Source organism: Polaromonas sp., from assembly GCF_013817205.1.
In the GTDB taxonomy this organism is placed as follows: Bacteria; Pseudomonadota; Gammaproteobacteria; order Burkholderiales; family Burkholderiaceae_C; genus Polaromonas.
Genome location: NZ_JACDDD010000051.1, coordinates 1 through 21,779 on the forward strand (window position 1 = coordinate 1; position 21,779 = coordinate 21,779).

General features: G+C 62.2%; 24 protein-coding genes. 16 read left to right on the top strand and 8 right to left on the bottom strand.

What is annotated here, in order from left to right:
- Nucleotides 1–198: 198 nt before the first annotated feature.
- Nucleotides 199–1,320, bottom strand: a complete 1,122-nt coding sequence (locus tag H0W47_RS12355; RefSeq protein ID WP_296924797.1) for an SAM-dependent methyltransferase — start codon at nucleotides 1,318–1,320, stop codon at nucleotides 199–201.
- A gap of 54 nt (nucleotides 1,321–1,374) precedes the next feature.
- Between H0W47_RS12355 and H0W47_RS12360 the strand changes: the two genes are divergently transcribed.
- The 7 genes from H0W47_RS12360 to H0W47_RS12390 all read left to right on the top strand — a co-directional run bounded on the left by H0W47_RS12360 (nucleotide 1,375) and on the right by H0W47_RS12390 (nucleotide 6,887).
- Nucleotides 1,375–2,169 carry an SDR family oxidoreductase gene (locus H0W47_RS12360; RefSeq protein ID WP_296924739.1) on the top strand — a complete coding sequence of 265 codons (795 nt, stop codon included), beginning with the start codon at nucleotides 1,375–1,377 and terminating at the stop codon, nucleotides 2,167–2,169.
- 17 nt (nucleotides 2,170–2,186) lie between these two features.
- Nucleotides 2,187–2,558 (top strand): dihydroneopterin aldolase, encoded by a 372-nt coding sequence (locus tag H0W47_RS12365; protein WP_296924741.1) that lies wholly within the window; start codon nucleotides 2,187–2,189, stop codon nucleotides 2,556–2,558.
- 2 nt (nucleotides 2,559–2,560) lie between these two features.
- A complete protein-coding gene (locus tag H0W47_RS12370; RefSeq protein ID WP_296924743.1) occupies nucleotides 2,561–3,346 on the top strand; it encodes a hypothetical protein in 786 nt (261 codons plus the stop codon).
- Between the two features lie 13 nt (nucleotides 3,347–3,359).
- The gene (gene ttcA / locus H0W47_RS12375; RefSeq protein ID WP_296924744.1) at nucleotides 3,360–4,292 is read left to right on the top strand and encodes a tRNA 2-thiocytidine(32) synthetase TtcA; all 933 of its coding nucleotides are present in this window, start codon (nucleotides 3,360–3,362) and stop codon (nucleotides 4,290–4,292) included.
- Nucleotides 4,293–4,320: 28 nt separating this feature from the next.
- Nucleotides 4,321–4,953 carry a DUF4136 domain-containing protein gene (locus H0W47_RS12380; RefSeq protein WP_296924746.1) on the top strand — a complete coding sequence of 211 codons (633 nt, stop codon included), beginning with the start codon at nucleotides 4,321–4,323 and terminating at the stop codon, nucleotides 4,951–4,953.
- A 153-nt stretch (nucleotides 4,954–5,106) separates the two neighbouring features.
- Nucleotides 5,107–5,760 carry a histidine phosphatase family protein gene (locus tag H0W47_RS12385; protein ID WP_296924748.1) on the top strand — a complete coding sequence of 218 codons (654 nt, stop codon included), beginning with the start codon at nucleotides 5,107–5,109 and terminating at the stop codon, nucleotides 5,758–5,760.
- Nucleotides 5,760–6,887, top strand: a complete 1,128-nt coding sequence (locus tag H0W47_RS12390; protein ID WP_296924750.1) for a DSD1 family PLP-dependent enzyme — start codon at nucleotides 5,760–5,762, stop codon at nucleotides 6,885–6,887. The genes H0W47_RS12385 and H0W47_RS12390 overlap by 1 nt, the downstream gene beginning before the upstream one ends.
- 20 nt (nucleotides 6,888–6,907) lie before the next feature.
- On the opposite strand, the gene H0W47_RS12395 is transcribed toward H0W47_RS12390, so the two are convergent.
- Nucleotides 6,908–7,486, bottom strand: a complete 579-nt coding sequence (locus H0W47_RS12395) for a class I SAM-dependent methyltransferase (RefSeq protein WP_296924752.1) — start codon at nucleotides 7,484–7,486, stop codon at nucleotides 6,908–6,910.
- A gap of 135 nt (nucleotides 7,487–7,621) precedes the next feature.
- Between H0W47_RS12395 and H0W47_RS12400 the strand changes: the two genes are divergently transcribed.
- Nucleotides 7,622–9,403 (top strand): lysoplasmalogenase family protein, encoded by a 1,782-nt coding sequence (locus H0W47_RS12400; RefSeq protein WP_296924754.1) that lies wholly within the window; start codon nucleotides 7,622–7,624, stop codon nucleotides 9,401–9,403.
- A 44-nt stretch (nucleotides 9,404–9,447) separates the two neighbouring features.
- The gene (locus H0W47_RS12405) at nucleotides 9,448–9,687 is read left to right on the top strand and encodes a hypothetical protein (protein ID WP_296924755.1); all 240 of its coding nucleotides are present in this window, start codon (nucleotides 9,448–9,450) and stop codon (nucleotides 9,685–9,687) included.
- Between the two features lie 30 nt (nucleotides 9,688–9,717).
- Here H0W47_RS12405 and ruvB read toward each other — a convergent pair whose 3' ends face one another.
- From ruvB to ruvA, 3 genes are read right to left on the bottom strand one after another with little or no spacing between them, the layout of a single operon-like run.
- Nucleotides 9,718–10,797: a Holliday junction branch migration DNA helicase RuvB gene (ruvB, locus tag H0W47_RS12410; protein ID WP_296924757.1), complete on the bottom strand. Its 1,080-nt coding sequence runs from the start codon at nucleotides 10,795–10,797 to the stop codon at nucleotides 9,718–9,720.
- Nucleotides 10,794–11,687: a C13 family peptidase gene (locus tag H0W47_RS12415; protein WP_296924759.1), complete on the bottom strand. Its 894-nt coding sequence runs from the start codon at nucleotides 11,685–11,687 to the stop codon at nucleotides 10,794–10,796. Before H0W47_RS12415 ends, ruvB begins: the two co-directional genes overlap by 4 nt.
- Complete coding sequence (ruvA, locus tag H0W47_RS12420) at nucleotides 11,684–12,256, bottom strand: Holliday junction branch migration protein RuvA (protein WP_296924762.1); 573 nt, start codon at nucleotides 12,254–12,256, stop codon at nucleotides 11,684–11,686. The genes H0W47_RS12415 and ruvA overlap by 4 nt, the downstream gene beginning before the upstream one ends.
- A gap of 97 nt (nucleotides 12,257–12,353) precedes the next feature.
- Here ruvA and H0W47_RS12425 point away from each other — a divergent pair, with 97 nt between their 5' ends.
- The 7 genes from H0W47_RS12425 to H0W47_RS12455 all read left to right on the top strand — a co-directional run bounded on the left by H0W47_RS12425 (nucleotide 12,354) and on the right by H0W47_RS12455 (nucleotide 19,895).
- Nucleotides 12,354–13,364 (top strand): PhoH family protein, encoded by a 1,011-nt coding sequence (locus H0W47_RS12425; protein ID WP_296924764.1) that lies wholly within the window; start codon nucleotides 12,354–12,356, stop codon nucleotides 13,362–13,364.
- Nucleotides 13,354–13,809, top strand: coding sequence for an rRNA maturation RNase YbeY (gene ybeY, locus H0W47_RS12430; protein WP_296924766.1), 456 nt, complete (start codon nucleotides 13,354–13,356; stop codon nucleotides 13,807–13,809). Before H0W47_RS12425 ends, ybeY begins: the two co-directional genes overlap by 11 nt.
- 135 nt (nucleotides 13,810–13,944) lie before the next feature.
- Nucleotides 13,945–15,216: a multifunctional CCA addition/repair protein gene (locus H0W47_RS12435; RefSeq protein WP_296924768.1), complete on the top strand. Its 1,272-nt coding sequence runs from the start codon at nucleotides 13,945–13,947 to the stop codon at nucleotides 15,214–15,216.
- Nucleotides 15,217–15,280: 64 nt separating this feature from the next.
- A complete protein-coding gene (otsB, locus tag H0W47_RS12440) occupies nucleotides 15,281–16,048 on the top strand; it encodes a trehalose-phosphatase (RefSeq protein ID WP_296924770.1) in 768 nt (255 codons plus the stop codon).
- Nucleotides 16,045–17,898: a glycoside hydrolase family 15 protein gene (locus H0W47_RS12445; protein WP_296924772.1), complete on the top strand. Its 1,854-nt coding sequence runs from the start codon at nucleotides 16,045–16,047 to the stop codon at nucleotides 17,896–17,898. Before otsB ends, H0W47_RS12445 begins: the two co-directional genes overlap by 4 nt.
- A 127-nt stretch (nucleotides 17,899–18,025) precedes the next feature.
- Complete coding sequence (otsA, locus tag H0W47_RS12450) at nucleotides 18,026–19,408, top strand: alpha,alpha-trehalose-phosphate synthase (UDP-forming) (protein ID WP_296924774.1); 1,383 nt, start codon at nucleotides 18,026–18,028, stop codon at nucleotides 19,406–19,408.
- Between the two features lie 85 nt (nucleotides 19,409–19,493).
- Nucleotides 19,494–19,895 carry a hypothetical protein gene (locus tag H0W47_RS12455; RefSeq protein WP_296924777.1) on the top strand — a complete coding sequence of 134 codons (402 nt, stop codon included), beginning with the start codon at nucleotides 19,494–19,496 and terminating at the stop codon, nucleotides 19,893–19,895.
- Nucleotides 19,896–19,899: 4 nt separating this feature from the next.
- Here H0W47_RS12455 and H0W47_RS12460 read toward each other — a convergent pair whose 3' ends face one another.
- The 3 genes from H0W47_RS12460 to H0W47_RS12470 all read right to left on the bottom strand — a co-directional run bounded on the left by H0W47_RS12460 (nucleotide 19,900) and on the right by H0W47_RS12470 (nucleotide 21,709).
- The gene (locus tag H0W47_RS12460) at nucleotides 19,900–20,853 is read right to left on the bottom strand and encodes an ROK family protein (RefSeq protein WP_296924800.1); all 954 of its coding nucleotides are present in this window, start codon (nucleotides 20,851–20,853) and stop codon (nucleotides 19,900–19,902) included.
- Nucleotides 20,854–20,898: 45 nt separating this feature from the next.
- Nucleotides 20,899–21,093 carry a DUF2905 domain-containing protein gene (locus H0W47_RS12465; protein WP_296924779.1) on the bottom strand — a complete coding sequence of 65 codons (195 nt, stop codon included), beginning with the start codon at nucleotides 21,091–21,093 and terminating at the stop codon, nucleotides 20,899–20,901.
- Nucleotides 21,094–21,226: 133 nt separating this feature from the next.
- Nucleotides 21,227–21,709, bottom strand: coding sequence for an Lrp/AsnC family transcriptional regulator (locus H0W47_RS12470; RefSeq protein WP_296924781.1), 483 nt, complete (start codon nucleotides 21,707–21,709; stop codon nucleotides 21,227–21,229).
- Between the last annotated feature and the right edge of the window lie 70 nt (nucleotides 21,710–21,779).

Genomic DNA, 21,779 nt, shown 5'->3' on the forward strand with positions numbered 1-21,779 from the left:
CCCCCCCCCCCCTGCCCGCAGCATCGCTGCGGGACCCAGACCATCGGGTCGCCTTTCTTTTGGGTACTTTTCTTTGCGACGCAAAGAAAAGTGCCTCGCCCGCCGGGGCGAGACCCGGCTTGCTGGCAAACTGAAGCGTTACGGCAATAAATGGCGTCGACAGGTTCACCCACAACGGAACTGGAACCCGCGACTTGGCTACAAGGTGTGGGTGCGATCACCCTGCGCAAAGCCCAGCGCCTGCCAGCCGTCCCAGGGCCGCTCCGGTGAATCGACCACAAAAGCAATCACCTTGAACAGCTCGCCCATCTCGTGCTCGTTGATAAGCTTTTGCACCATCACACGTTCGGCGAGCGGCGCATCTTCCATGCCATCGAGCACGCCGCAATTTAGCAGGAAACGCGCCTGGCTGGTGTAGCCCAGCACCTGCAGGCCGGCTTGCTGCCCGGCCAGCGCGATGCCGCTGAAGTTGACATGGGCGGTGATGTCCTTCTCGCCGACGTCCTGCAGCGCGTCGGCGTCCACCAGGTGCCCGCGGTGGCACATCAGCGTGCCCATGCTGCGCTGCGGGTGGTAATACTCGTGTTCGGGAAAACCGTAGTCGATCAGGAAGGCCGCGCCTGCCTGCAGTCGGTCGGCTAGGGTGGCGACAAAAGCCTCGGCCTGCGGGTGGATCTCGGTGAGGTAGTTGTGGCTGGCGGCGACCTCCAGCGGCGGGCGCAATGCCGTTGGCCGGTCGGCATGCACAAACTGGCCCTCCCGCACCGCGACACCCCGTTCAACCCAGGTGCCATCAATGCGTGCCAGCAACTGCACCGGCATTGCATCCAGCACCTCGTTGCCGACCACCACGCCCTGCATCTGCGCAGGCAGTTCGCTCACCCAGCAGACCGTGTCGCCCCAGACTGCGAGCCGTTCACGCTGCCGGGCCTGCAGGCTGCCGGACAAATCGACAATGGTGTAGCGATTGAGTTGCGGGCCCAGCGCGCCCAGCAACTGTTCGGCCAGCGCACCAGAACCGGCGCCAAACTCCCAGACCTCGGAGGTGGCGGTGGCGTCGAGCGCCTGTCCCACCTGCCGCGCCAGCGCCTGGCCGAAACGCGGCGACAGCTCGGGCGCGGTCACAAAATCGCTGCCTCCCCCCTTCACCCCAGCGGGCATCAGGCCGAACTTGCGCGAATCATTGGCGTAGTAGCCGAGGCCGGGTGTGTACAGGGCCAGGGACATGAAGCGGTCGAAGGCGATCCAGCCGCCTCCGGAGGCGATGGCCTCACGGATGTGCCCGGCGAGGGCGCTCGTTAAACTAGGGGGTGTCGTCAGGGTCGGGGGAGTCACCCCCGGATTGTCGGCGATTGCATTCCCACCCTCTCCGCCATGCACCCTGTTACTCCTGCCCCTGTTGTTCTCGTCACTGGCGCCGCGCTGCGGCTGGGCCGCGAGATCGCGCTCGCGCTGGCCGCCGGCGGCTGGCGCGTGGCTGTGCATTACCGCAGCTCGGAACAAGATGCTATTAAAACAGTAGCTGACTGCGCTCGACTGGCGGGGGCTGCAGCCCATTTTTGTGCTGATTTGAGTGATGAATCTGCAGTCAGGGGGTTGTTGCCGCAGGTGATCAACCATTTCGGCCAGGTCGATGCGGTGGTCAACAACGCCTCCGCCTTTGAACACGACAGCGCATCGACATTCAGCTTTGCGGCCATGGAAAAACACATGCGCAGCAATACAGGTGCCGCGATAGTGCTGGCGCAGGCCCTGCACGCCCACGCTGTTGCGCGGCAGGCCACGGGGGCGGAGGCCGCGCAAACCGGCCGGTTTGCTGTCGTGAATCTGCTGGACCAGAAGCTCTGGAACCAGAACCCGGACTTTTTCAGCTACACCCTGTCGAAGGCGGCGCTGGAAGCGGCCAACACCATGCTGGCGATGGCGCTGGCGCCAGAAGTTCGCGTAGTAGGAGTGGCGCCCGGGTTGACACTAATTAGCCATCTAATAAGCGATGAAAGATTTCAGGCGCTGCACAAGATGGCTCCACTGGGACGATCATCCACGCCAGAAACCATCACTGACGCAGTGCAATTTGCTCTGAAAAACACTTCTATAACGGGCACAACTCTTATTGTTGACGGGGGTCAACATCTGATTAAAACCCCTCGTGACTTCTCGCTCATTTAGCCAACAGAAATTTAAAAATGAGAACATTTAAAAGTACTCAAGTAATGGCGTTTACAGGTTTTAGATTTCAGGCCAACTTGGGGATTCTGGCGCACGAACTTGCGGCATCGCAACCGATTGAAGTCAGCGCTGAACTCAACATGGGGGAACAATCCGAACTCCCTGAAGTCGATCAACTTGAGGCAGTTCTTGATTACCGAAAAGTACACGACATCATCATCGAAGAATGCACGGCGGTGCATGTCAACATGCTTGAGAGCTTGACTGGAAAAGTGTGCCAGAGACTGATGCGACTGCCAGGTGTTATCGGGGTACGAGTAAAAATAGTCAAACTCGAAATATTTGCGGATTGCGCGGTATCGATACAAAAACAGATCGGAGCCTGGTAAATATGAATGAAGAAAAAACGCCCAGCTATCTGGATGCGCAGCAAGTTATTTATCTTCCCAGGTGGGCAAGGTTTGCCGTGATCACGGTTTTGGCAATACTGGCTGCGTCGGCTTGCATATCGGCAGTTATTTTCCTGCTGGCGAGAGAAGATCTTAAAGATACTGTTGTCCCGCTTATGTCGATCGCGCAAACTGCTGCGGGCGCTTTTGCAATTGTTGTCTTTGCCTTGTTTGCTGAAAAACAACTTAGCACCAAAAGGCTTCATCAAAAGACGGGCGAATTTCTCGAAATACATCTCAAGGAAGCGCTTTCCCGAATTGAAATACCTCAAGTTCGAAAAGGGACAACCGCGAAAGTGATCGTTGTGGAAAGAGTGGAGACAGTTCATGGTGGTCGCAAAGACATCTATGGCGCCAACTACAACTTGCATCTTGAAAATTTCAGGATGCGCATGTGGGTTGGTATAAATGTCAAGCGTCTAAGCGTTATTTACTTTGCCAAGGTACAAAAGCCAGACGATGTAGAACGAGTGAAAGACATCTTCAAATTTACTTTTGGTGGCGCCGAAACAGTCGGTTACACGACCAATTTTGAATACGCTCAACTTGAGGACGAACACATCATCTCAATGTGGTCAACAGCTGTAGCTGAGCACGCCATTCTGGGCAATCCAGCTGAACAGCTTTTTTGGGTGCAAGACATTGCAATGATGACTCAGTCTTTGGCGAGAACCGCCCAGAGAAACGCAGTTAGCCTAAACACATTGGCCGAACCCGGTCCCCTGTAGGGAAGTCCCCAAAATGAGTACTGCTTTTAAAAAAAATGCCGATAGCATTACGATTGCCGCGCCAAAAGGTCTATCCACCATTGAGCGTGAAGAGCACAAGCTCGAAAAACGCCTGTGCCGTGAGGTCGGCCGCGCGATTGTTGACTTCAACATGATCGAGGAAGGCGACAAGGTCATGGTCTGCGTCTCTGGCGGCAAGGACAGCTACGCCATGCTGGACATCCTGCTCAAGCTGCAAAAGCGCGCGCCCATCAACTTCGACCTGATCGCCGTCAACCTGGACCAGAAGCAGCCCGGTTTTCCCGACCACATCCTGCCGCAGTACCTCGAAAAACTCGGCGTGCCCTTCCACATCGAAACGCAGGACACCTACAGCATCGTCAAGCGTGTGATCCCCGAGGGCAAGACCATGTGCTCGCTGTGCTCGCGCCTGCGTCGCGGCATTTTGTACCGCGTGGCCGGGGAGTTGGGCGCCACCAAGATTGCGCTGGGGCACCATCGCGACGACATGCTGCAGACTTTTTTTCTGAACATGTTTTTTGCCTCGCGCCTCAAGGGCATGCCGCCCAAGCTGGTCAGCGACACCGGCAAACACGTGGTGATCCGGCCCATGGCTTATGTGACGGAGAAAGACCTGATCAAGTGGGCCCAGGTGCGCGACTTTCCCATCATCCCCTGCACCTTGTGCGGCAGCCAGCAGAATCTGCAGCGGGTGCAGGTCGGCAACATGCTGCGCGAGTGGGACAAAAAATTCCCAGGTCGTCTTGAGAACATGTTCACCTCGCTGCAGAACGTTGTGCCTTCGCATTTGATGGATGGCAAGCAGCACGACTTCAAGGGCATACGCAGCACCGGCATGCCGGACCCGGATGGCGATAAGGCCTTCGATGAAGAGGAATTTTCTGCACCGGAGCGGCCCGGGCTGGCCGTCGTCACACTTCAGTAACTTCAAGACATTTGTGCCTGGAGGCCTTATGAAACGAGCGTTGACAGCTATTATTTTTGGAGCAAGCCTGATCGGCCTGCTGAGCGGCTGCGCAAGTTCGCGGCTGGTCAACAGCGATGTCACGAGTTTTGCCCGCTGGGCGCCGGCGCCACCCGCGCCGGGCGCCAGCTACCGCTTCGAGCGCCTGCCTTCGCAGCAGCAGCCCGATGCGCGCCAGCCTGCCCTCGAAGGCCTGGCCCAGGCCGCGCTGGCCAAGGTCGGCCTGCAACACAACCCGCAGGTCGCCGCCTTCAGCGTGCAGGTCAGCGCCACCACCCAGCCCATCCTGCGCCCGCGCCTGGATGCCTACGGTTATCCCTATGGCGGCGGTTCCAGCATCTTCGTTGGCAGCGGCATCGGTAGCGGCGGCGGCAGCATTGGCTTTGGTATCGGCGTACCGCTGGGCGGCGGGAGCATGGATCCGCCCTTGTACCGGCGCGATGTGAACCTAGTGATCCGCGAATTACGCGGTAACACCGCAGTCTATGAAACCCGCGCCTTCAGCGAAGACCCCTGGGGCGACGACGGCCCGGTGATTGCCACCATGCTGGACGCCGCCTTGCGCAACTTCCCGGTACCGCCGGTCGGGACGCGGCGGATCAGTATCGAAATACCCCGGTAGGGATGTTGGCCCCCACGCTTGTCGCTGCGCGTACTGCGCTGCCCCCCGGGGGGGCGCTGCGCCTGCGGTCCGGCAAAGCCGGTCCCGCGGCCCCGGCTGGTCTGAAGAAGACAACTCCGCTTCGTGATCTGCGGTATTCGGGAGCGCTGAGTTGTGAGTGAGGCGTCGCGGGTGCTGGCGATTCGCCATGGCGAAACCACCTGGAATGTGGCTACGCGCATCCAGGGCCAGCTGGACGTCGGCCTGAACGATACCGGTCGCTGGCAGGCCGGGCGGCTGGCGCAGGCACTGGCCGGCGAGCCGATTACCGCCATTTATGCGAGCGATCTGGGACGCGCTTTTGAAACCGCGCAACACGTCAGCCGCGCCACCGGTGTGCCGGTGATCCCGGAGCCCAGCCTGCGCGAGCGGCATTTCGGCGAGTTCCAGGGGAGGACCTTTGCCGATATCGAAAGCGAGCTGCCGGAACAGGCGATGTTGTGGCGCACGCGTGATCCGGACTTTGCGCCGCGTGGCGGTGAGTCGCTCAAGCAATTGCGCCAGCGCGTCGTCAGCACCGCGCAGCTACTGGCTGCGCGTCACCCCGGCGAGCTGATTGTGATGGTCTGCCACGGCGGGGTGCTGGATGTTCTCTATCGCGCCGCGACCCGGCTGGAGCTGCAGGCGCCGCGCACCTGGGCGCTGGGCAATGCTGCCATCAACCGCCTGCTCTGGACACCAGACGGGTTCACGCTGGTCGGCTGGGCCGATACCCAGCACCTGGAGCGCGAGGCGGATGCCCAATCCCTGGATGAAACGAGCACCTGATGTATTTGCTGTCTGACCTGCTGGGCCGTCCCGCGGCCGACATCGACACCCCGGCGCTGGTGATCGACCTCGACGCCATGGAGCGCAACCTGGCCGCCATGGCGGCCTTTGCGGCGAAACACGGTGTCAAGTTGCGGCCGCACGCCAAGATGCACAAAAGCGCGACCCTGGCAAAACTGCAGATGGCGCACGGCGCGGTGGGCGTCTGTGTGCAAAAGACCTCCGAAGCCGAAGCACTGGCCGCGCTGGGCGTGAGCAACATCTACATCAGCAATGAGGTGGTGTCACCCTTCAAGCTCCAGCGTGTGGTGGCGCTGGCGCGTGAGCTCGAAGCGCTGGGCGGGCAGTTGGCCATCGCGGTTGACAGCGGCGAAGGCCTGGCGCGGCTGGCCCACGCCGCGCGCGGGCAGAAAAACATCCTGCGTGTGTTCATAGAGATCGATGTGGGTCACGGCCGCTGCGGCCTGGCGCCTGGTGAGGCCGCCGTGCTGCTGGCGGCGGAGATCGCCCGGCATGCCGCACTTCAGTTCGGCGGCCTGCAGGCCTACCACGGCCGCGCCCAGCATTTCCGCAGCGTGGCGGAGCGGCGCGAAGGCATCGCCCAGGTCGTCGCCCATGTGCAGGCCACCCAAGCCGCATTGCAGGCAGCAGGCTTCGCGGTACCGCTGGTCACCGGCGCGGGCACCGGCACCTTCTCGCTGGAAACCGCCAGCGGCGTCTACGGCGAGCTGCAGGCCGGCTCCTACCTTTTCATGGACCGCGATTACGCCGGCAATGAGCACGATCCCGATCAACCGGTTTTTGAGCACGCGCTGTTTGTCAAAAGCCAGGTGATTAGTGTCTGCGCCAGCCATGCGGTGGTCGACGCCGGTCACAAAAGCCATGCCATTGATTCCGGCCTGCCGGCGGTGCACGGGCTGGCGCTGGACTACGCCAACGGCGGCGACGAACACGGCATCCTGCGCGGCGCGGTGCTGCCGGCCATCGGCGAAACGGTGTGGCTGATCCCCGGCCACTGCGACCCGACCGTCAACCTGCACGAACACCTGCTGGGTGTGCGCGGCGGCCTGCAACACGGCAAGGTTGAACAAATCATCCGGGTAAATGCCAGGGGCGCGCTGACCTGAGGCACTGCAATGGATGCGGGTCACGCGTCCCTTGCAAGCACCACTTCCCACAAAGCTTTGGACCGCAGGTACTTGCGCGTCACAAAATGCTCCAGCGACAGGCGCCGCCAGCCGGACGCGAACAGCCTGTTGACGTCGGCCTCGTCAAAAAAGCGCTTGGGGTCCCCGTCCACCATAAATAAGTTGGGTTCAATTTCGGGGTGGCCGCTGGCCCCGAAGTGATGGTCTTCAGTGGAATTCAGGCGGCACAACAACAGGCCGCCGGGACGCAACACCTGCCGGACGCGATCGACAATCGCCACGGTTTCTTCCCAGCCGAAGTAGTGCAGGGACAGGCTGGCCACCACCAGGCCCGCTTGCCCGGGCGCAACCGGAAACGGCTCCCGGATGTCCCCGCATTCGATACGCCCCGATGGCACCCGTGCCTTCGCCACGGCGACGGCTGCCCGCGACAGGTCAAACGCCGTCACCTTGAGGCCGGCGCCTGCGAGTACCGCTGTATCGTCCCCATGGCCACAGCCAATTTCGAGCACGGGACCGTCGCCGGCATGGGTGACAGCCAGAGGCAGCCAGCGCTGGAGCCAGGGGTCGGAAAGCATGGGGAGAGGCCTTTATTGGGATGCAGGTCGCGAAAGCCTGAATTATCCGCCAGCAAAATGCAGCGGAACCCGCCTGGTGTCGAATCAGGGTTGATGCCAGAGGCGCGCTGATCCGAGGCGAACGAAAATGGCGGGATGAGCCCAAGCCAGATCATTGTTTTAGCCACACCCGTGTTTTTTGCCCTGATCGCCATCGAGTTTGCCTGGGGGTATGCCAAAGGCCGCAACACCTACCGGCTCAACGACGCCATCAACAGCATCAGCCTGGGCATGTTGAGCCAGGTCAGTGCGGTGTTCACGCGGCTGTTCCGCATTGGCATCTACACCGCGATTTATTCCAGCGTCGCTCTGTTTCCCAACCCGGAGTTCTGGAACACCTGGTACGGCTGGCTGATCGCGCTGGTGTTCTACGACTTCTGCTACTACTGGCTGCACCGCGCCGGCCATGAGAGTGCGGTGTTCTGGGCCGCGCATGTGGTGCACCACCAGAGTCAGGACTACAACCTCTCGACCGCGCTGCGGCAAACCAGCAGCGGCGCGCTGTTCGGCTGGATTTTTTATGTGCCGATGGCGGTAGCCGGGGTGCCGCCGCTGATCTTCGGTATCGTGGCGCTGATCGACCTGCTGTACCAGTTCTGGGTGCACACCGAACACGTGCCCCGTCTCGGCTGGTTCGACCGCTGGTTCTGCTCGCCTTCCAACCACCGCGTGCATCACGCGGTCAACGACCGCTACATCGACAAGAACTACGGCGGCATCCTGATCATCTGGGACCGCATCTTCGGCAGCTTTCGCGGGGAAGACGAAAAATGTGTCTACGGCACGCGCAGCCCACTCAACAGCTGGGACCCGCTGTGGGCCAATGCCGAGGTGTATTGGGCGCTGGGCAGGGAGTCCTGGCATGCCAAAAACTGGGGTGACAAGTTACGCATCTGGTTCAAGCCGCCGGGCTGGCGGCCGGCCGACTTGGCCGCACGTTTTCCCAAAGATCATTTCGACATCACACGTGTCCAGCGTTTCCATCCACCGATTCCGCCGACGGTAGCGGTCCTGGGGGGCTTGCAGTTTCTGCTGCTGCTGGCTGGCGCGGCGTATTTCCTCTGGCATGCCGACGCGATGGCGGCGGGGTCGTCGCTGGTGTGGCTGGCGGCGCTGGGCGCCAGCCTGTGGGCGGTGGGCGGCCTGCTCCAGGGCCGGCTGTCGGTGCTGCAGTTGCTGCTGATTGAGGCGGCGGTGTTGGCGACGGCCACGGCGGCGCTGGGCTTTGTCGAGGCGCACCGTGTGTTCAAACCGCTGGCACTAGGGCTTGCTATTGTTTTGGTAGCTGCTCGCGCCCGTCAGAAAAGGGCTGGAGGCCGATTTGACCAACTTCTTCTGGCTGCACTGGTGTTTTCGCTGGCGGGCGACTGCCTGCTGATGTTCCCGGGTTTTTTCATCCCGGGCCTGGTGGCTTTCCTGATTGCGCACCTGTTTTACATCGCCCTGTTCAGGCAGGGCGTGGCATGGTTCCCCAACCGGCGCGCGCTGCTGGCGGCGCTGGCAATTGGCGCCGTGATGTACGCCTTTTTATTCAACGGCCTGAATCCGGTACTGCGTATCGCAGTGGCAGCTTATGTGGTGGTGATTGCGCTGATGGCTGCGCAAGCCATAGGCCGGGCCACGCTGCTGCGCGACCGGGCCGCGGTCGGCGTGGCTGTCGGCGCCGGCTTTTTCATGCTCAGCGACGCGTTGCTGGCCACCAACAAGTTTGCCTTTTCAATTCCGCTGGCGCAGCTGTGGGTGCTGTCCACCTACTACCTTGCGCAAATCCTGATCGTGTTCAACGCCAAGCCTGCCACCTCAGCGAAGCCGCTAGCCGACGCGCCATGTATCTCGCGGCAACCGGATGTTGATCCATCGGCGCAGGCCTACAGATGAAAGCATTGTGACCGCCTAAGCTTTGCGTTTAAACAGGAGTTTTCATGCAAGAGCAATCTGCCGACCACCATCCCATCAGCAATCTTGAATATGACTGGATCACGCTGATCCAGAACAAGGCGCAGGCACTCATGGCCTACGACCAGTACATCAAGGACGCGGAAAAAGCCGGCTCTACCGAATGCGCCGCATTCTTCAAGAAGGTTCACGATGCCGACAAGGCTCAGCTGGCTGAAGCCAAAAGGCATCTGGTTGCGGTGCTGCAGGGCAAAATGGGCAGCTAGGCCGACCAGGCCAGGATCACAAGCCCTGGTTCAGGGCACAAACAGGTCCTGTCCGCCGTCTTGGCGGTTCGCCGGTGCTGCCACACCCAGGTGCCGGTAGGCCGCCAGCGTGGCGATGCGCCCGCGAGGTGTGCGCTGCAAGTAACCCTGCTGGATCAGATAGGGCTCGATCACGTCTTCAATCGTGCCCGGCTCCTCGCCGATGCTGGCCGCGATGTTGTCGAGGCCGACCGGGCCGCCGTCAAAGCGGTGGATCACCGCTTCGAGCAACTTTCTGTCCATCACGTCAAATCCCTGAGGATCCACATCCAGCATGGCCAGTGCCTTGTTGGCAATGTCCAGGCTGATGTGGCCGCTGCCCTTGACGTCGGCATAGTCGCGCACGCGGCGCAGCAGACGGTTGGCAATTCGCGGTGTACCGCGCGAGCGGCGTGCAATCTCGAAACCGCCGTCCTCGTCCATGGGTGCATTGAGCAGTTTGGCACTGCGCGTGACGATGCGTGCCAGCTCCTGCGCGGTATAAAACTCAAGCCGCGCCACGATACCGAAGCGGTCACGCAGCGGATTCGTCAGCATGCCTGCGCGGGTGGTGGCGCCGACCAGCGTGAAGGGCTGTAAATCCAGCTTGATGGAACGCGCCGCAGGGCCTTCACCGATCATGATGTCGATCTGGTAGTCCTCCAGCGCAGGGTACAAAATTTCCTCGACAACCGGGCTTAACCGGTGGATCTCGTCGATGAACAGCACATCGTTCTTTTCAAGGTTGGTCAGCAGCGCAGCCAGGTCTTTCGGTTTTTCCAGCACCGGGCCGGAGGTCTGGCGCAGGTTCACACCGAGTTCGTGCGCAATGATGTGGCTCAGCGTGGTTTTGCCCAGGCCAGGCGGGCCGAACAGCAGCACGTGGTCCATGGCTTCGCTGCGTTTTTTCGCCGCGCCTATGAAGATCTCCAGCTGCTCACGCACCTTGGACTGGCCAACGTATTCGTCAAACAGCTTGGGGCGCAGTGCGCGTTCGATCGCCTCCTCGTTGGGCGAGGCCGGCGCGGCCGACATCACGCGTTTGACGGGCGGCACGCCCGACATGTCGAAGTTGTCGGTCTGGATAGTCATGGCGTCTGGCGTTGCCCCGGAGTCAGCCAGTTTTTAAGCGCTTGATTGGCCCACTCTTTTGCGGCCGCGCCAACAAAAATCTGTGGTGACGAGGGGGGCGACAGTTTTTGAGCCTGTTCGCGTTTTTGAATGTCGGCTTTGGCCGCGTCCATCAATTGCGTCAACGAGCGATCAAGCAGGTCATGCTGATTCAGCAACGCATCGATGAAATAGGTGTTGGTACTATGAAACTGGCAGCCAAAAGAACTTCTGTCGCTCGCAGCGGCGGTGAGGATCACCCGCGTGGGGCCACTCAGCGCTTGGACAAAGGATCCACTGTGACAGGCCGACAGGAGCAACAGCACCGGCTTGCCGCGCAGACCCGCCAGCGACTCGTTGAGCATCCGTGCATTGATATGGGGATAGTTCTGGTTCGAAAAGTTGATTCCCAAGGCATTGACATTGCCATGCGTCGAAACCAACACAACGACCTTGTCTTGCGGTCGCGCCAGCGCGCCCACCTTTGCGAGCACCGCTGCCAGGTTCTCCGCAGTGGCATAAGGCCAGTCGTGCGCCTGACCCAGGGTCGGGTTATCCAGCTTGAAAACGATAGCCGAAGGATCAATACTTCGAACGGCTTTTTCTGCCGTCACCACGTCATTGCGAAAAGCCCTGGACTGCGAGTGCAATGAAAAACCCGCAAAAATGATCCCTCCACCCGACTGCGCGGTCAGGGCTTTGTCTGCTGCTTGAAATTGCTGTTGCAAAAGGGTGTCGCTTCGGGTTTTTCCGTCGCCCTGGTAGGGGGTAGTCGCGCAGCCACCCAGCGAAAAAATCAGAATCAGTACTCCGAGCCCTTGCAGAAAATGTTTTCGATTCACATTGCCTCCTGTCGATTTCATGAGCTTCATTTCGCCAGACTTTTCAGCGCCAGCTTGATGCCATCACTGACCCCAATGTCTTTCGGCAAGGCTTTCAGCGCCAGCGCCGCATCGCGGTCGCTATAACCGAGTGCCACGAGCGCTTGCAGGATGTCTGACTGCGCATCGTCGGCGACGCTGACGGTGATGCCCATGTCGGCGCCCAGCTTGCCCTTGAGTTCGAGCAGCAGGCGTTCGGCGGTTTTTTTGCCGATGCCGGGCACCTTGATGATGCGGCCGGCTTCCTGGCTGGTGACGGCCTGCGCCAGTTCGTCCACACTCATGCCGCTGAGCACGCTGAGCGCGGTGCGCGGGCCGACACCCGAAATCTTGATCAGCTGGCGAAAGGCCGAGCGTTCGCTGGCGCTGCCGAAGCCGTAGAGAATTTGCGCGTCTTCACGCACCACAAAGTGCGTTAGCAGCGAGACTTTTTCGCCCAGCCCGGGCAGGTTGTAAAAGGTGCTCATGGGTACCAGCACTTCATACCCCACGCCGTTGCAGTCCACCAGCAGTTCCGGGGGGTTCTTTTCAGCCAGCAGGCCTTGTATTCTTCCTATCATTTGCGTCCAATCATGGACAAATCTTATCAGCCGGGCAGCGGGTGAAAATTGGGGGGACAATCCCGGCAAAGCCCTCCTTTTCAGGAAACACCACGCCTTGATCCTCAGACACACCTTCACGCCGCCCAACAACACGCGCATGGGCCATCTGTGCGGCCCCATGGACGCCCACATCCGCACCATCGAGGCCGCGCTGCAGGTGACGATTGCGCATCGCTTCGAGCAGTTCAAGATTGACGGCCCCAAGGCCAAGGCCCAGCAGGCGCTGGAGGTGTTGCAGGCGCTGTATGAAATGGCGAACCGGCCCATCCCCGAGGAAACCGTGCAGCTGATGCTGGCCGGCGACAGCGCCCTGTCCACCGCGCCCGACGGCAGTGCGGCGCTGTCCACCCGTCGCGCCGACCTGCGCGCGCGTACCGTGAACCAGGGCATGTACCTCGACAACATCGCCACCCACGACATCACCTTCGGCATTGGCCCGGCCGGTACCGGCAAAACCTACCTGGCCGTGGCCTGCGCGGTCGATGCGCTGGAGCGCAGCGCGGTGCAGCGCATCGTGCTGACGCGCCCGGCCGTCGAGGCCGGCGAGCGCCTGGGCTTCCTGCCGGGCGACCTGAACCAGAAGGTCGATCCCTACTTGCGGCCGCTGTACGACGCGCTGTATGAGTTGATGGGTTTTGAGCGCGTGCAGAAGGCCTTTGAGCGCCAGCAGATCGAAATTGCGCCGCTGGCTTTCATGCGCGGCCGCACACTGAACCACGCGTTTGTGATCCTCGACGAAGCGCAAAACACCACGCCGGAGCAAATGAAGATGTTTCTGACACGTATCGGTTTCGGCGCCAAGGCGGTGATCACCGGCGACGTCAGCCAGGTTGATTTGCCGCGCACCCAGCTCAGCGGGCTGATCGACGCCGAACGCGTGCTCAAGCGTGTCAAGGGCATTGCGATCACACGCCTGACCAGCGCCGACGTGGTGCGCCACCCGCTGGTGGCGCGCATTGTGGATGCCTACGACGGCTACACCCCGAAAACGCCGCGCGACGACGCCGGCGAGGTGGTGGTGCCGGTGGCGCGACCCGGCCGCACCAAAAGCCGCAATGGCTCTTAAGCAGCTCAGCCTGTCGCTGCAGTTCGGCGACATCGGCGATGCCAAACGGCATCGCGCCGCGCTGCCGCGCCATGCCGTGGCGCGCTGGATTCGCCATGCGCTCGACAGTGACGCCGAGATCACGGTGCGCATCGTCGATGCCGAAGAAGGCCAGGCGCTGAACCGCAGCTACCGGCAAAAAGACTACGCGACCAATGTGCTGACCTTTGATTACACCCAGGAACCGCTGGTGACGGCCGACCTGGTGCTGTGCGCACCGGTGGTGGCCAAAGAGGCGCGCGAGAATCACAAGACCCTGAAAGACCATTACGCCCACCTGCTGGTGCATGGCGTGCTGCACGCGCAGGGCTGGGACCACGAGACCGGCGAGACCGACGCGCAGGCCATGGAGGCGCGCGAGGTCCAGATACTGGCCGGGCTTGGCATCCGCAACCCTTACCGCTGAAATTGTGAGTCAAATTCACCCCCAGCCCGCGACTGGCGAGCGTGGTCAGCTACGGAATTGATAGCAGGATAAGGTTCAACCGGTCGCACCGGGCCGCGCGCTGCTGCCGGACAACGCTGCCCCTACACTTGCGTCATGGAGATCTACATGGTCGGCGGCGCGGTCCGCGATGCCTTGCTGGGCTTGCCGGTGCAGGACCACGATTGGGTAGTGGTCGGCGCCACGCCAGAGGCCATGGCCGCGCAGGGCTATCTGCCGGTAGGCAGGGATTTCCCGGTGTTTCTGCACCCCGAAACGCGCGAGGAGTACGCGCTGGCACGCACCGAACGCAACAGCGCGCGCGGCTACCGCGGCTTCGAGATCCACGCCGCCCCCGACGTGACGCTGGAACAGGATCTGGCACGGCGCGACCTCACTATCAATTCAATAGCTGCTCCCGCCCGTCCAGCAAGGGCTGGAAGTGGTTTTGACCCTGATCTTGAAGCCCTCATCGATCCCCATGGGGGCCAGGCCGACATCCGCTCCCGGGTGCTGCGCCATGTCACCGACGCCTTCCGTGAGGACCCGGTGCGCATCCTGCGCCTGGCGCGTTTTGCCGCGCGTTTTGCGGACTTTACGGTGGCGGCGGAAACCCAGGCGCTGATGCGCGAGATGGTGGCGGACGGCGAGGCCGATGCGCTGGTGGCCGAACGCGTCTGGCAGGAGCTGGCGCGCGGCCTGATGGAAGGCGCGCCGTCGCGCATGTTCGAGGTGCTGCGCGCCTGCGGCGCCCTGAAAAAGCTGCTGCCCGAAGTGGACCGGCTCTGGGGTGTACCGCAACGCGCCGAGTACCACCCCGAGGTCGATACCGGCGTGCACCTGATGATGGTGCTGGACATGGCGGCGCGCCTGCAGGCTCCACTGGCGGTGCGGTTTGCCTGCCTGGGCCACGATCTGGGCAAGGGCACAACGCCGGCCGATATGCTGCCACGCCACATCGGTCACGAAGAACGCAGTGCGCGTCTGCTCAAAGGGGTGTGCGCGCGCCTGCGCGTGCCGACCGACTGCCGCGAACTCGGCGAGGTGGTGGCGCGCGAGCACGGCAACATCCACCGCAGCGCTGAATTCGGCGCGGCCGCGCTGGTGCGCCTGCTGGAGCGTTGCGACGCCTTCCGCAAACCCCAGCGATTTGCCGAAGTGTTGCTGGCCTGCGAGTGCGACGCGCGCGGCCGGCTTGGACTGGAGGAATCGGCCTACCCGCAGCGCGAGCGCCTTGCCCGCGTGCTGCGGGCAGCGCAATCGGTGGCGACCGAACCGGTGGCGCAGGCCGCGCAGGCGGCCGGGCTGCCCGGTCCCAAAATTGGCGAGATGATCCACGGCGCCCGGGTTAAGGCGGTGCAGCAGGCGCTGGATGCCGGCACAGCCTGACAGCACAGGCAAAAAAGGCTGCGGCCTACATGTCACCGGCCGGGGGTCTGCTAAGGTTGCTTCAATGCATATGCCTCAAGAAATGCTCCCCCGCATCACCGCCAGCACAGCCCTGTTTCTGGACTTTGACGGAACGCTGGTGGAGATTGCCGCCCAGCCCGACGCAGTCAAAATTTCCCCAACGTTGACCAGCACGCTGGCCGCCCTCTACGGCCAGCTCGACGGCGCACTGGCGCTGGTGTCGGGCCGCCGCCTGCTGGACCTTGATGGTTTTCTGGCGCCGCTGCAACTGCCTGCGGCCGTTGAGCACGGCGCGCAACGCCGCAACGCCCAGGGCCAGATCATCAGCGCACCGGCCGCCGACCTGCGCCATGTGCTGGCCGCTGCCGAGGGACTGGTCCGGCAATACCCCGGCCTGCAGCTGGAACACAAAAATCTGGCACTGAGCCTGCACTACCGGAACGCGCCTGAACTGGAGGCGCTGTGCCTGCAGGTGATGCAGGCTGCAGTGGCCCAAAGCAGCGGCCTGCAGCTGATGCAGGGCAAATGTGTGATTGACCTCAAGCTCAGCGGCTTCAGCAAGGGCACGGCGATTGCGGCCTTCATGACCGAGGCGCCGTTTGCCGGGCGGGTTCCGGTGTTTGCCGGCGACGATGTAACCGATGAGGACGGGTTTCGGGCGGTTCAGGATGCCGGCGGGCATGCGGTCAAGGTCGGCGCGGGCGCTACCGGCGCGCGCTACCGTTGCGCCGGCGTGCCCGAGATGTCCACCTGGCTGCAGTCGTCGCTGGTTCCTTCTCTGGCCTCCCGCGCTGAAAGTTTGCCATCATGAGTTCTTTGAGTCCTTCGTCTTCTTCTGCATCCGCATCCGTCGATGGCGCCAGCACTTTTGCCGCGCCGGCGCCGCCTTCGCTCTCACTGGGCGTGATCGGCAACTGCGCCTTCAGCGCGCTGGTCGATGCACGCGCGCGCATCGTCTGGTGTTGTCTGCCGCGTTTTGATGCTGACCCGGTCTTCAACGCGCTGCTGGACCCGAGCGAGAACGGCAGCTCCTTTGCCATCGAGATCGAGAACTTCTCGCACAGCAAGCAATGGTACGAACGCAACACCGCCGTGCTGCGCACCCAGCTGTTCGACACCAGCGGCCAGGCGGTGGAAATCACTGACTTTGCGCCGCGCTTTTACCGGCGCTCGCGCTTCTTCCGCCCGATGACACTGGTGCGCCGTGTGCGCCCCATCCAGGGCGCGCCGCGCATCCGTGTGTCGCTGGACATCCGTTACGACTGGGGCCGCAGCCAGCCAGTCGTCACCCAGGGCAGCAACCACCTGCGTTATGTCGGCGACGCCTTGACGCTGCGCCTGAACACCGACGCGCCGATTGCCCATCTGCTGTCGCGCCAGCCTTTTGTGCTGACGCGGGAGCACAACTTCCTGCTCGGTGCCGACGAGTCGCTGGCCGATGGTATTGCCGACACCGCACGCCTGTTCGAGGAAGAAACCCTGGCCTACTGGCGCAAGTGGAGTCAGCGCCTGCACCTGCCGCTGGAATGGCAGGAAGCGGTGATCCGCGCGGCGATCACGCTCAAACTTTCGTTGTTCGAAGACACCGGTGCCATCGTCGCCGCCATGACCACCAGCATCCCCGAAGCGCCCAACAGCGGCCGTACCTGGGACTACAGATTCTGCTGGCTGCGCGACGCCTTTTTTGTGGTGCGTGCACTCAACAGCCTGTCCGAAGTCGGCACCATGGAAGACTACCTGCGCTGGCTCAGCAATGTGGTGGTGCAGGCCGGTGGCGGCCACATCCAGCCGCTGTACGGCATTGGCCTGGAGCGTGAACTGCCCGAGGCGACGTATGGCCACATGGGGGGCTACCGCAACATGGGGCCGGTGCGCGTGGGCAACCAGGCTCAGGAGCATTTCCAGCACGACGTGTATGGCAATGTGGTGCTCGGCGCGGCCCAGGCCTTTCACGACCACCGTCTGCTTCACCGCGCCGGCGAGGCCGAGTTTTTGCGGCTGGAAGCGGTCGGTGAACAGGCCGTGCGTACCTACGATCAGCCCGACGCCGGCATGTGGGAGCTCCGCACGCGCGCACGCGTGCACACTTCATCGGCGCTGATGTGCTGGGCCGCTTGCGACCGCTTGGGCAAGATTGCGTTGACCCTGAAGCAGCCTGCCCGCGCTACCTACTGGCACGACCACGCGAAGGTCATGCGCGAGCGCATCCTGCGCGAGTCGTGGAGCGAGGAACGCCAGGCCTTTGCCGAAAGTTTTGGTGGGCGCGACCTGGACGCCAGCGTGCTGCTGATGATCGAGGTCGGTTTCATCGACCCGAAAGACGCGCGTTTTGTTGCCACCGTCGATGCGCTGGAAAAACACCTGTGTGACGGACCTTATATGCGGCGTTACGAGGCACCCGATGACTTCGGCAAACCCGAAACTGCCTTCAACATCTGCACCTTCTGGCGCATTGACGCTTTGGCCCGCATTGGCCGGAAGGAGCAGGCGCGCGAAATTTTCGAAACCATGCTGGCCGCGCGCAACCACGTCGGCCTGCTTTCGGAAGACACCCACCCGGTGACTGGCGAGATGTGGGGCAACTTCCCGCAGACCTATTCGATGGTGGGAATCATCAATGCGGCGGTGCGCCTTTCCGCTCCGTGGGACAGCCAGGTATAGAAATGATGCCCCCACGCTTGTCACTTCGTGTACGTCGCTGCCCCCCGGGGGGGCGCTGCGCCTGCGGCCCGGCTAGGCCGGTTCCGCGGCCCCTGCTTGCCTTTATCTCAGCTTGCGGAGTTGATCCGTGAGTCGGCTGGTCGTGGTGTCGAATCGGGTCGCCGATCCGCGCAAGACAGCGGCCGGCGGTCTGGCGGTGGCGCTCGGTGATGCCTTGTCTGCCAATGGCGGTCTGTGGTTTGGCTGGAGTGGCACGATTGTCGAGGGCGGCCCGCAGGGTGAGGGCGAGATGCACACCCAGCAAGCCGGCAACGTCACCCTGAGCACGGTGGACCTGTGCCGGGAAGATCACGACAGTTATTACCTGGGCTACAGCAACGGCGTGTTGTGGCCGGTGTTTCACTACCGGCTGGATCTGGCGGACTTCGACGCCGGCTACATCGGCGGCTACCGGCGCGTCAACCAGATGATGGCGCGCAAGCTGATGCCGCAGCTTTTGCCGGACGACATCATCTGGGTGCATGACTACCACCTGATCCCGCTGGCGGCCGAACTGCGTGCCATGGGATTGCGCAACCGCATCGGGTTCTTCTTGCATATTCCGCTGCCACCGCCACTGATTCTGGCGGCGATTCCGCAGCACGAGTGGTTGATCCGCTCGCTGTTTGCCTATGACCTGGTGGGTTTCCAGAGTCAGGCCGATGTGGACCACTTTTCGCGTTATGTCGGTCAGGAAGCCGGCGCCGAGGCGCTGGACGAACACCAGTTCCGCGCGTTCGGTCGCACCGTACACGCGCAGGCCTTTCCGATCGGCATTGACGTCGACGAGTTTGCCGCGCTGACCCACGGCAAGGACGCGCGCGATATGTTCGACAGCATGAAGGACGAGTATTCGCGCCGCCGACTGCTGCTGGGTGTGGAGCGGCTTGACTACTCCAAGGGACTGCCCCAGCGCCTTCGCGCCTTCCGCCAGCTGCTGCAGCAGTACCCGGAGAACCTCAACAGCGCGACCCTGATCCAGATTGCTTCCCCCAGCCGCGAGGCGCTGGATACCTACTCCGGGCTGCGCCAGGAGCTCGAAAGCCTGTGCGGCTCCATCAACGGCGACTATGGCGAGCTCGACTGGATGCCAGTGCGTTATATCCACCGCAACGTCGCGCGCAAGCGCCTGCCGGGCCTGTACCGCGCGGCCAGTGTGGCCCTGGTCACACCCTTGCGCGACGGCATGAACCTGGTGGCCAAGGAATTCATCGCCGCGCAGGATCCGGCCGACCCCGGCGTGCTGGTGCTCTCGCGTTTTGCCGGCGCGGCCGAGCAGCTCAAGGAAGCCTTGCTGGTCAATCCCTACGACACGCATGGCACGGCTGAAAGCATCCAGATTGCGTTGCAGATGCCGCTGGCCGAGCGTCAGAAGCGTCACCAGAAGCTGCTCGAGCGTATCCGGCAGCAGGACGTGCACTGGTGGCGCACGACCTTTTTGCAAACGCTGAGCGCCGTGGAGCCCGGCTAAGGGCGGGGTGATTCCGGTCGACATTTCCGACCGCAGGCAGGAAAACGGGAAGTGTGCAACTATTCCGTATACATCTGGAGCGGCCATGACCCAACGCAATTACCTCAACCGGCCGCTGGCCGAGGGCATACGCACCATTGGTTTTCGCAAGTGGTATGAGCGTGAGCTGCTCTCCAGCCATGCGCACATGCTGCTGGCACTGCTCAGCACGATTGCACTCATGGCCACCCTGGAGTTGTTTCACGGAGGCAACATGGGCGACAAGCTGCTCAATGTGGTTCTGTTCCTCTTCAGCGGGGCGCTGGCGCTCTGGTCCCTGCGCCGCTACCTCTACCTGCTGTCACATGCCGAGACTGTGGCCGACCAGGCCAATTGCCCGCAGTGCACCGAGTACGGACGCCTGAGTGTGGTGGAAGAAGATCGCCGTGACGGCCAGTTGCTTGTGCGGTGCCGCAAATGCAGCCATGAGTGGAAGCTGCTGCCCTGAGTCTTTACATGACCAGGGCAAGAGCAGCGTAGTCGCCGACCCGGTCGCCGAGACCCGCGGGCACCACCTCTACACCGGCGGTCAGAGCCGGCAGCCTGCCGTTGATCTGCGCCTGCAGCCGCGGCAGCAAATGGTCGCGGTGGTGCCAGAACACGCTGCCGCCCATGCTGATGCGCTGCAAGTCCAACGTCACCACCAAGTTGTAAAGCGCTCGGCCCATGATCCGGCAGAGCTCGTCCACCAGCTGCCCGGCCAGCGCGTCGCCGGTGCGTGCAGCCTGTAGCAGGCCGGCCGCGTCTGCATACCCGAGTGCCGAAAAACGCCGCGGCATGGCATTGCCGGCCACCAATGCTTCGAGGTCACCGATGTTGCCGCAGCCGCACAGGGCGTCATCGTTGTCGCTGACAAACATGTGGCCGGCGTGGCCGGCGTTACCGCTTTTACCGTGCAGCGGACGGCCGTCCACGCACAGGCCGACGCCGATGCCGGTGCTCCAGGTCACATAGGCGCAGTGCCTCAGGCCCTGCAGCGCGCCCCAGCGGCGCTCTGCCTCCAGCGCTGCTATGCCGTCGTTTTCAATCCGGACCTTGGCGAAGGCGGATCGCAGCGGGGCCTCAAGCACGGCGCTGGTCCAGCTGTTGGGCAAACCGCGCGCCGCACCGGCCAGTCCGCCGCAGATGTTGGGCGCTGCCAGTTCGATACACCCCTGATTCAGCACGAAGGGCCCGCAAGAGGCAACACCGACAGCGGCTATGTTGTCGCGACGGACCTGCGCGATCGCGCAACTGGCGTCCAGCATGCGCAGCACCTGCTGCGCCAGCGCGTCAGGGGCGCCTTCCTTGACCGTGGGTTCGACCAGACGGCCCTGAATGCCTTGCTGGTTGACGATGCTGATCGCAACCTTGGTGCCGCCTATGTCCACACAAGCGACCGGCGCCGCGCCCGCAGGCAGCCGCATATCAAGCGCATCGTGCAGTGAATACGTTGTCATCGGGTCTCCGGTTCAAATCAGTTTGCTGATCAGGCTGGCCAGCATGCTCAGGAGAATGGTCGTGGTCAGAGGGATGAACCATTCGCGACCGAACAGCCTGAAGCGAAAGTCGCCCGGCATTTTTCCGAAGCCCAGCTTTTGCAGCAGGGGCGTGAACCAGCTGATCAGGATCAGCGCCAGGAAAATCACCAGCATCCAGCGAATCATGGGGCTAGTTTAGGTCAGGCCTGCGTGGCAGGGTGCCGGGCGTGCCGGCGGCAGTGCGCAATCGGCGACTCAAGGAAGCATCTCTGTTGGGAAAGTGATTTGCTATAAATTCAATAGCTAATCACCCCTGTCGTTAAAGGGCTAGAAGCACTTTTGGCTTGAATTTTGAGCGCTTGGTGCTGAAGAACGCCTTCACGTTGCGCACATTGGCATCGCTGGTAAACAGGCGCTCTGCCAGCGCCAGGTAGCGCGGCATGTCGGCCACGTGCACCACGAGCATGAAATCCGGTCCGGGGGAAACGCGGTAGCACTGCTGCACGGCATCGTCAGCCACCACCCGCGACTCAAATGCCTGTTGATGTTCGGCACCTTGCCGGTCCAGCGTGACCTCCACCAGTGCGGTCAAACCAAGGCCCAGCGCGGCCGCAAGCTTTTCGGGGTTGAGCACCGCGATCTCGCGCTCGATCAAGCCGGTGTCCTGAAGCCGTTTAATGCGCCTGAGGCAGGTTGGCGGCGAAATATGCACACGGGCTGCGAGCGCCTGGTTGCTTAGCGAGGCGTCGTCCTGCAAGACTTCAAGCAATTTGATGTCAGTTTGGTCGATTTCTGAAATCATGAATATTCCAAAACAATGTCAATGTTGGAATAATATTCCAGTTATTTGGCTTGATGAAATTAATGAAAGT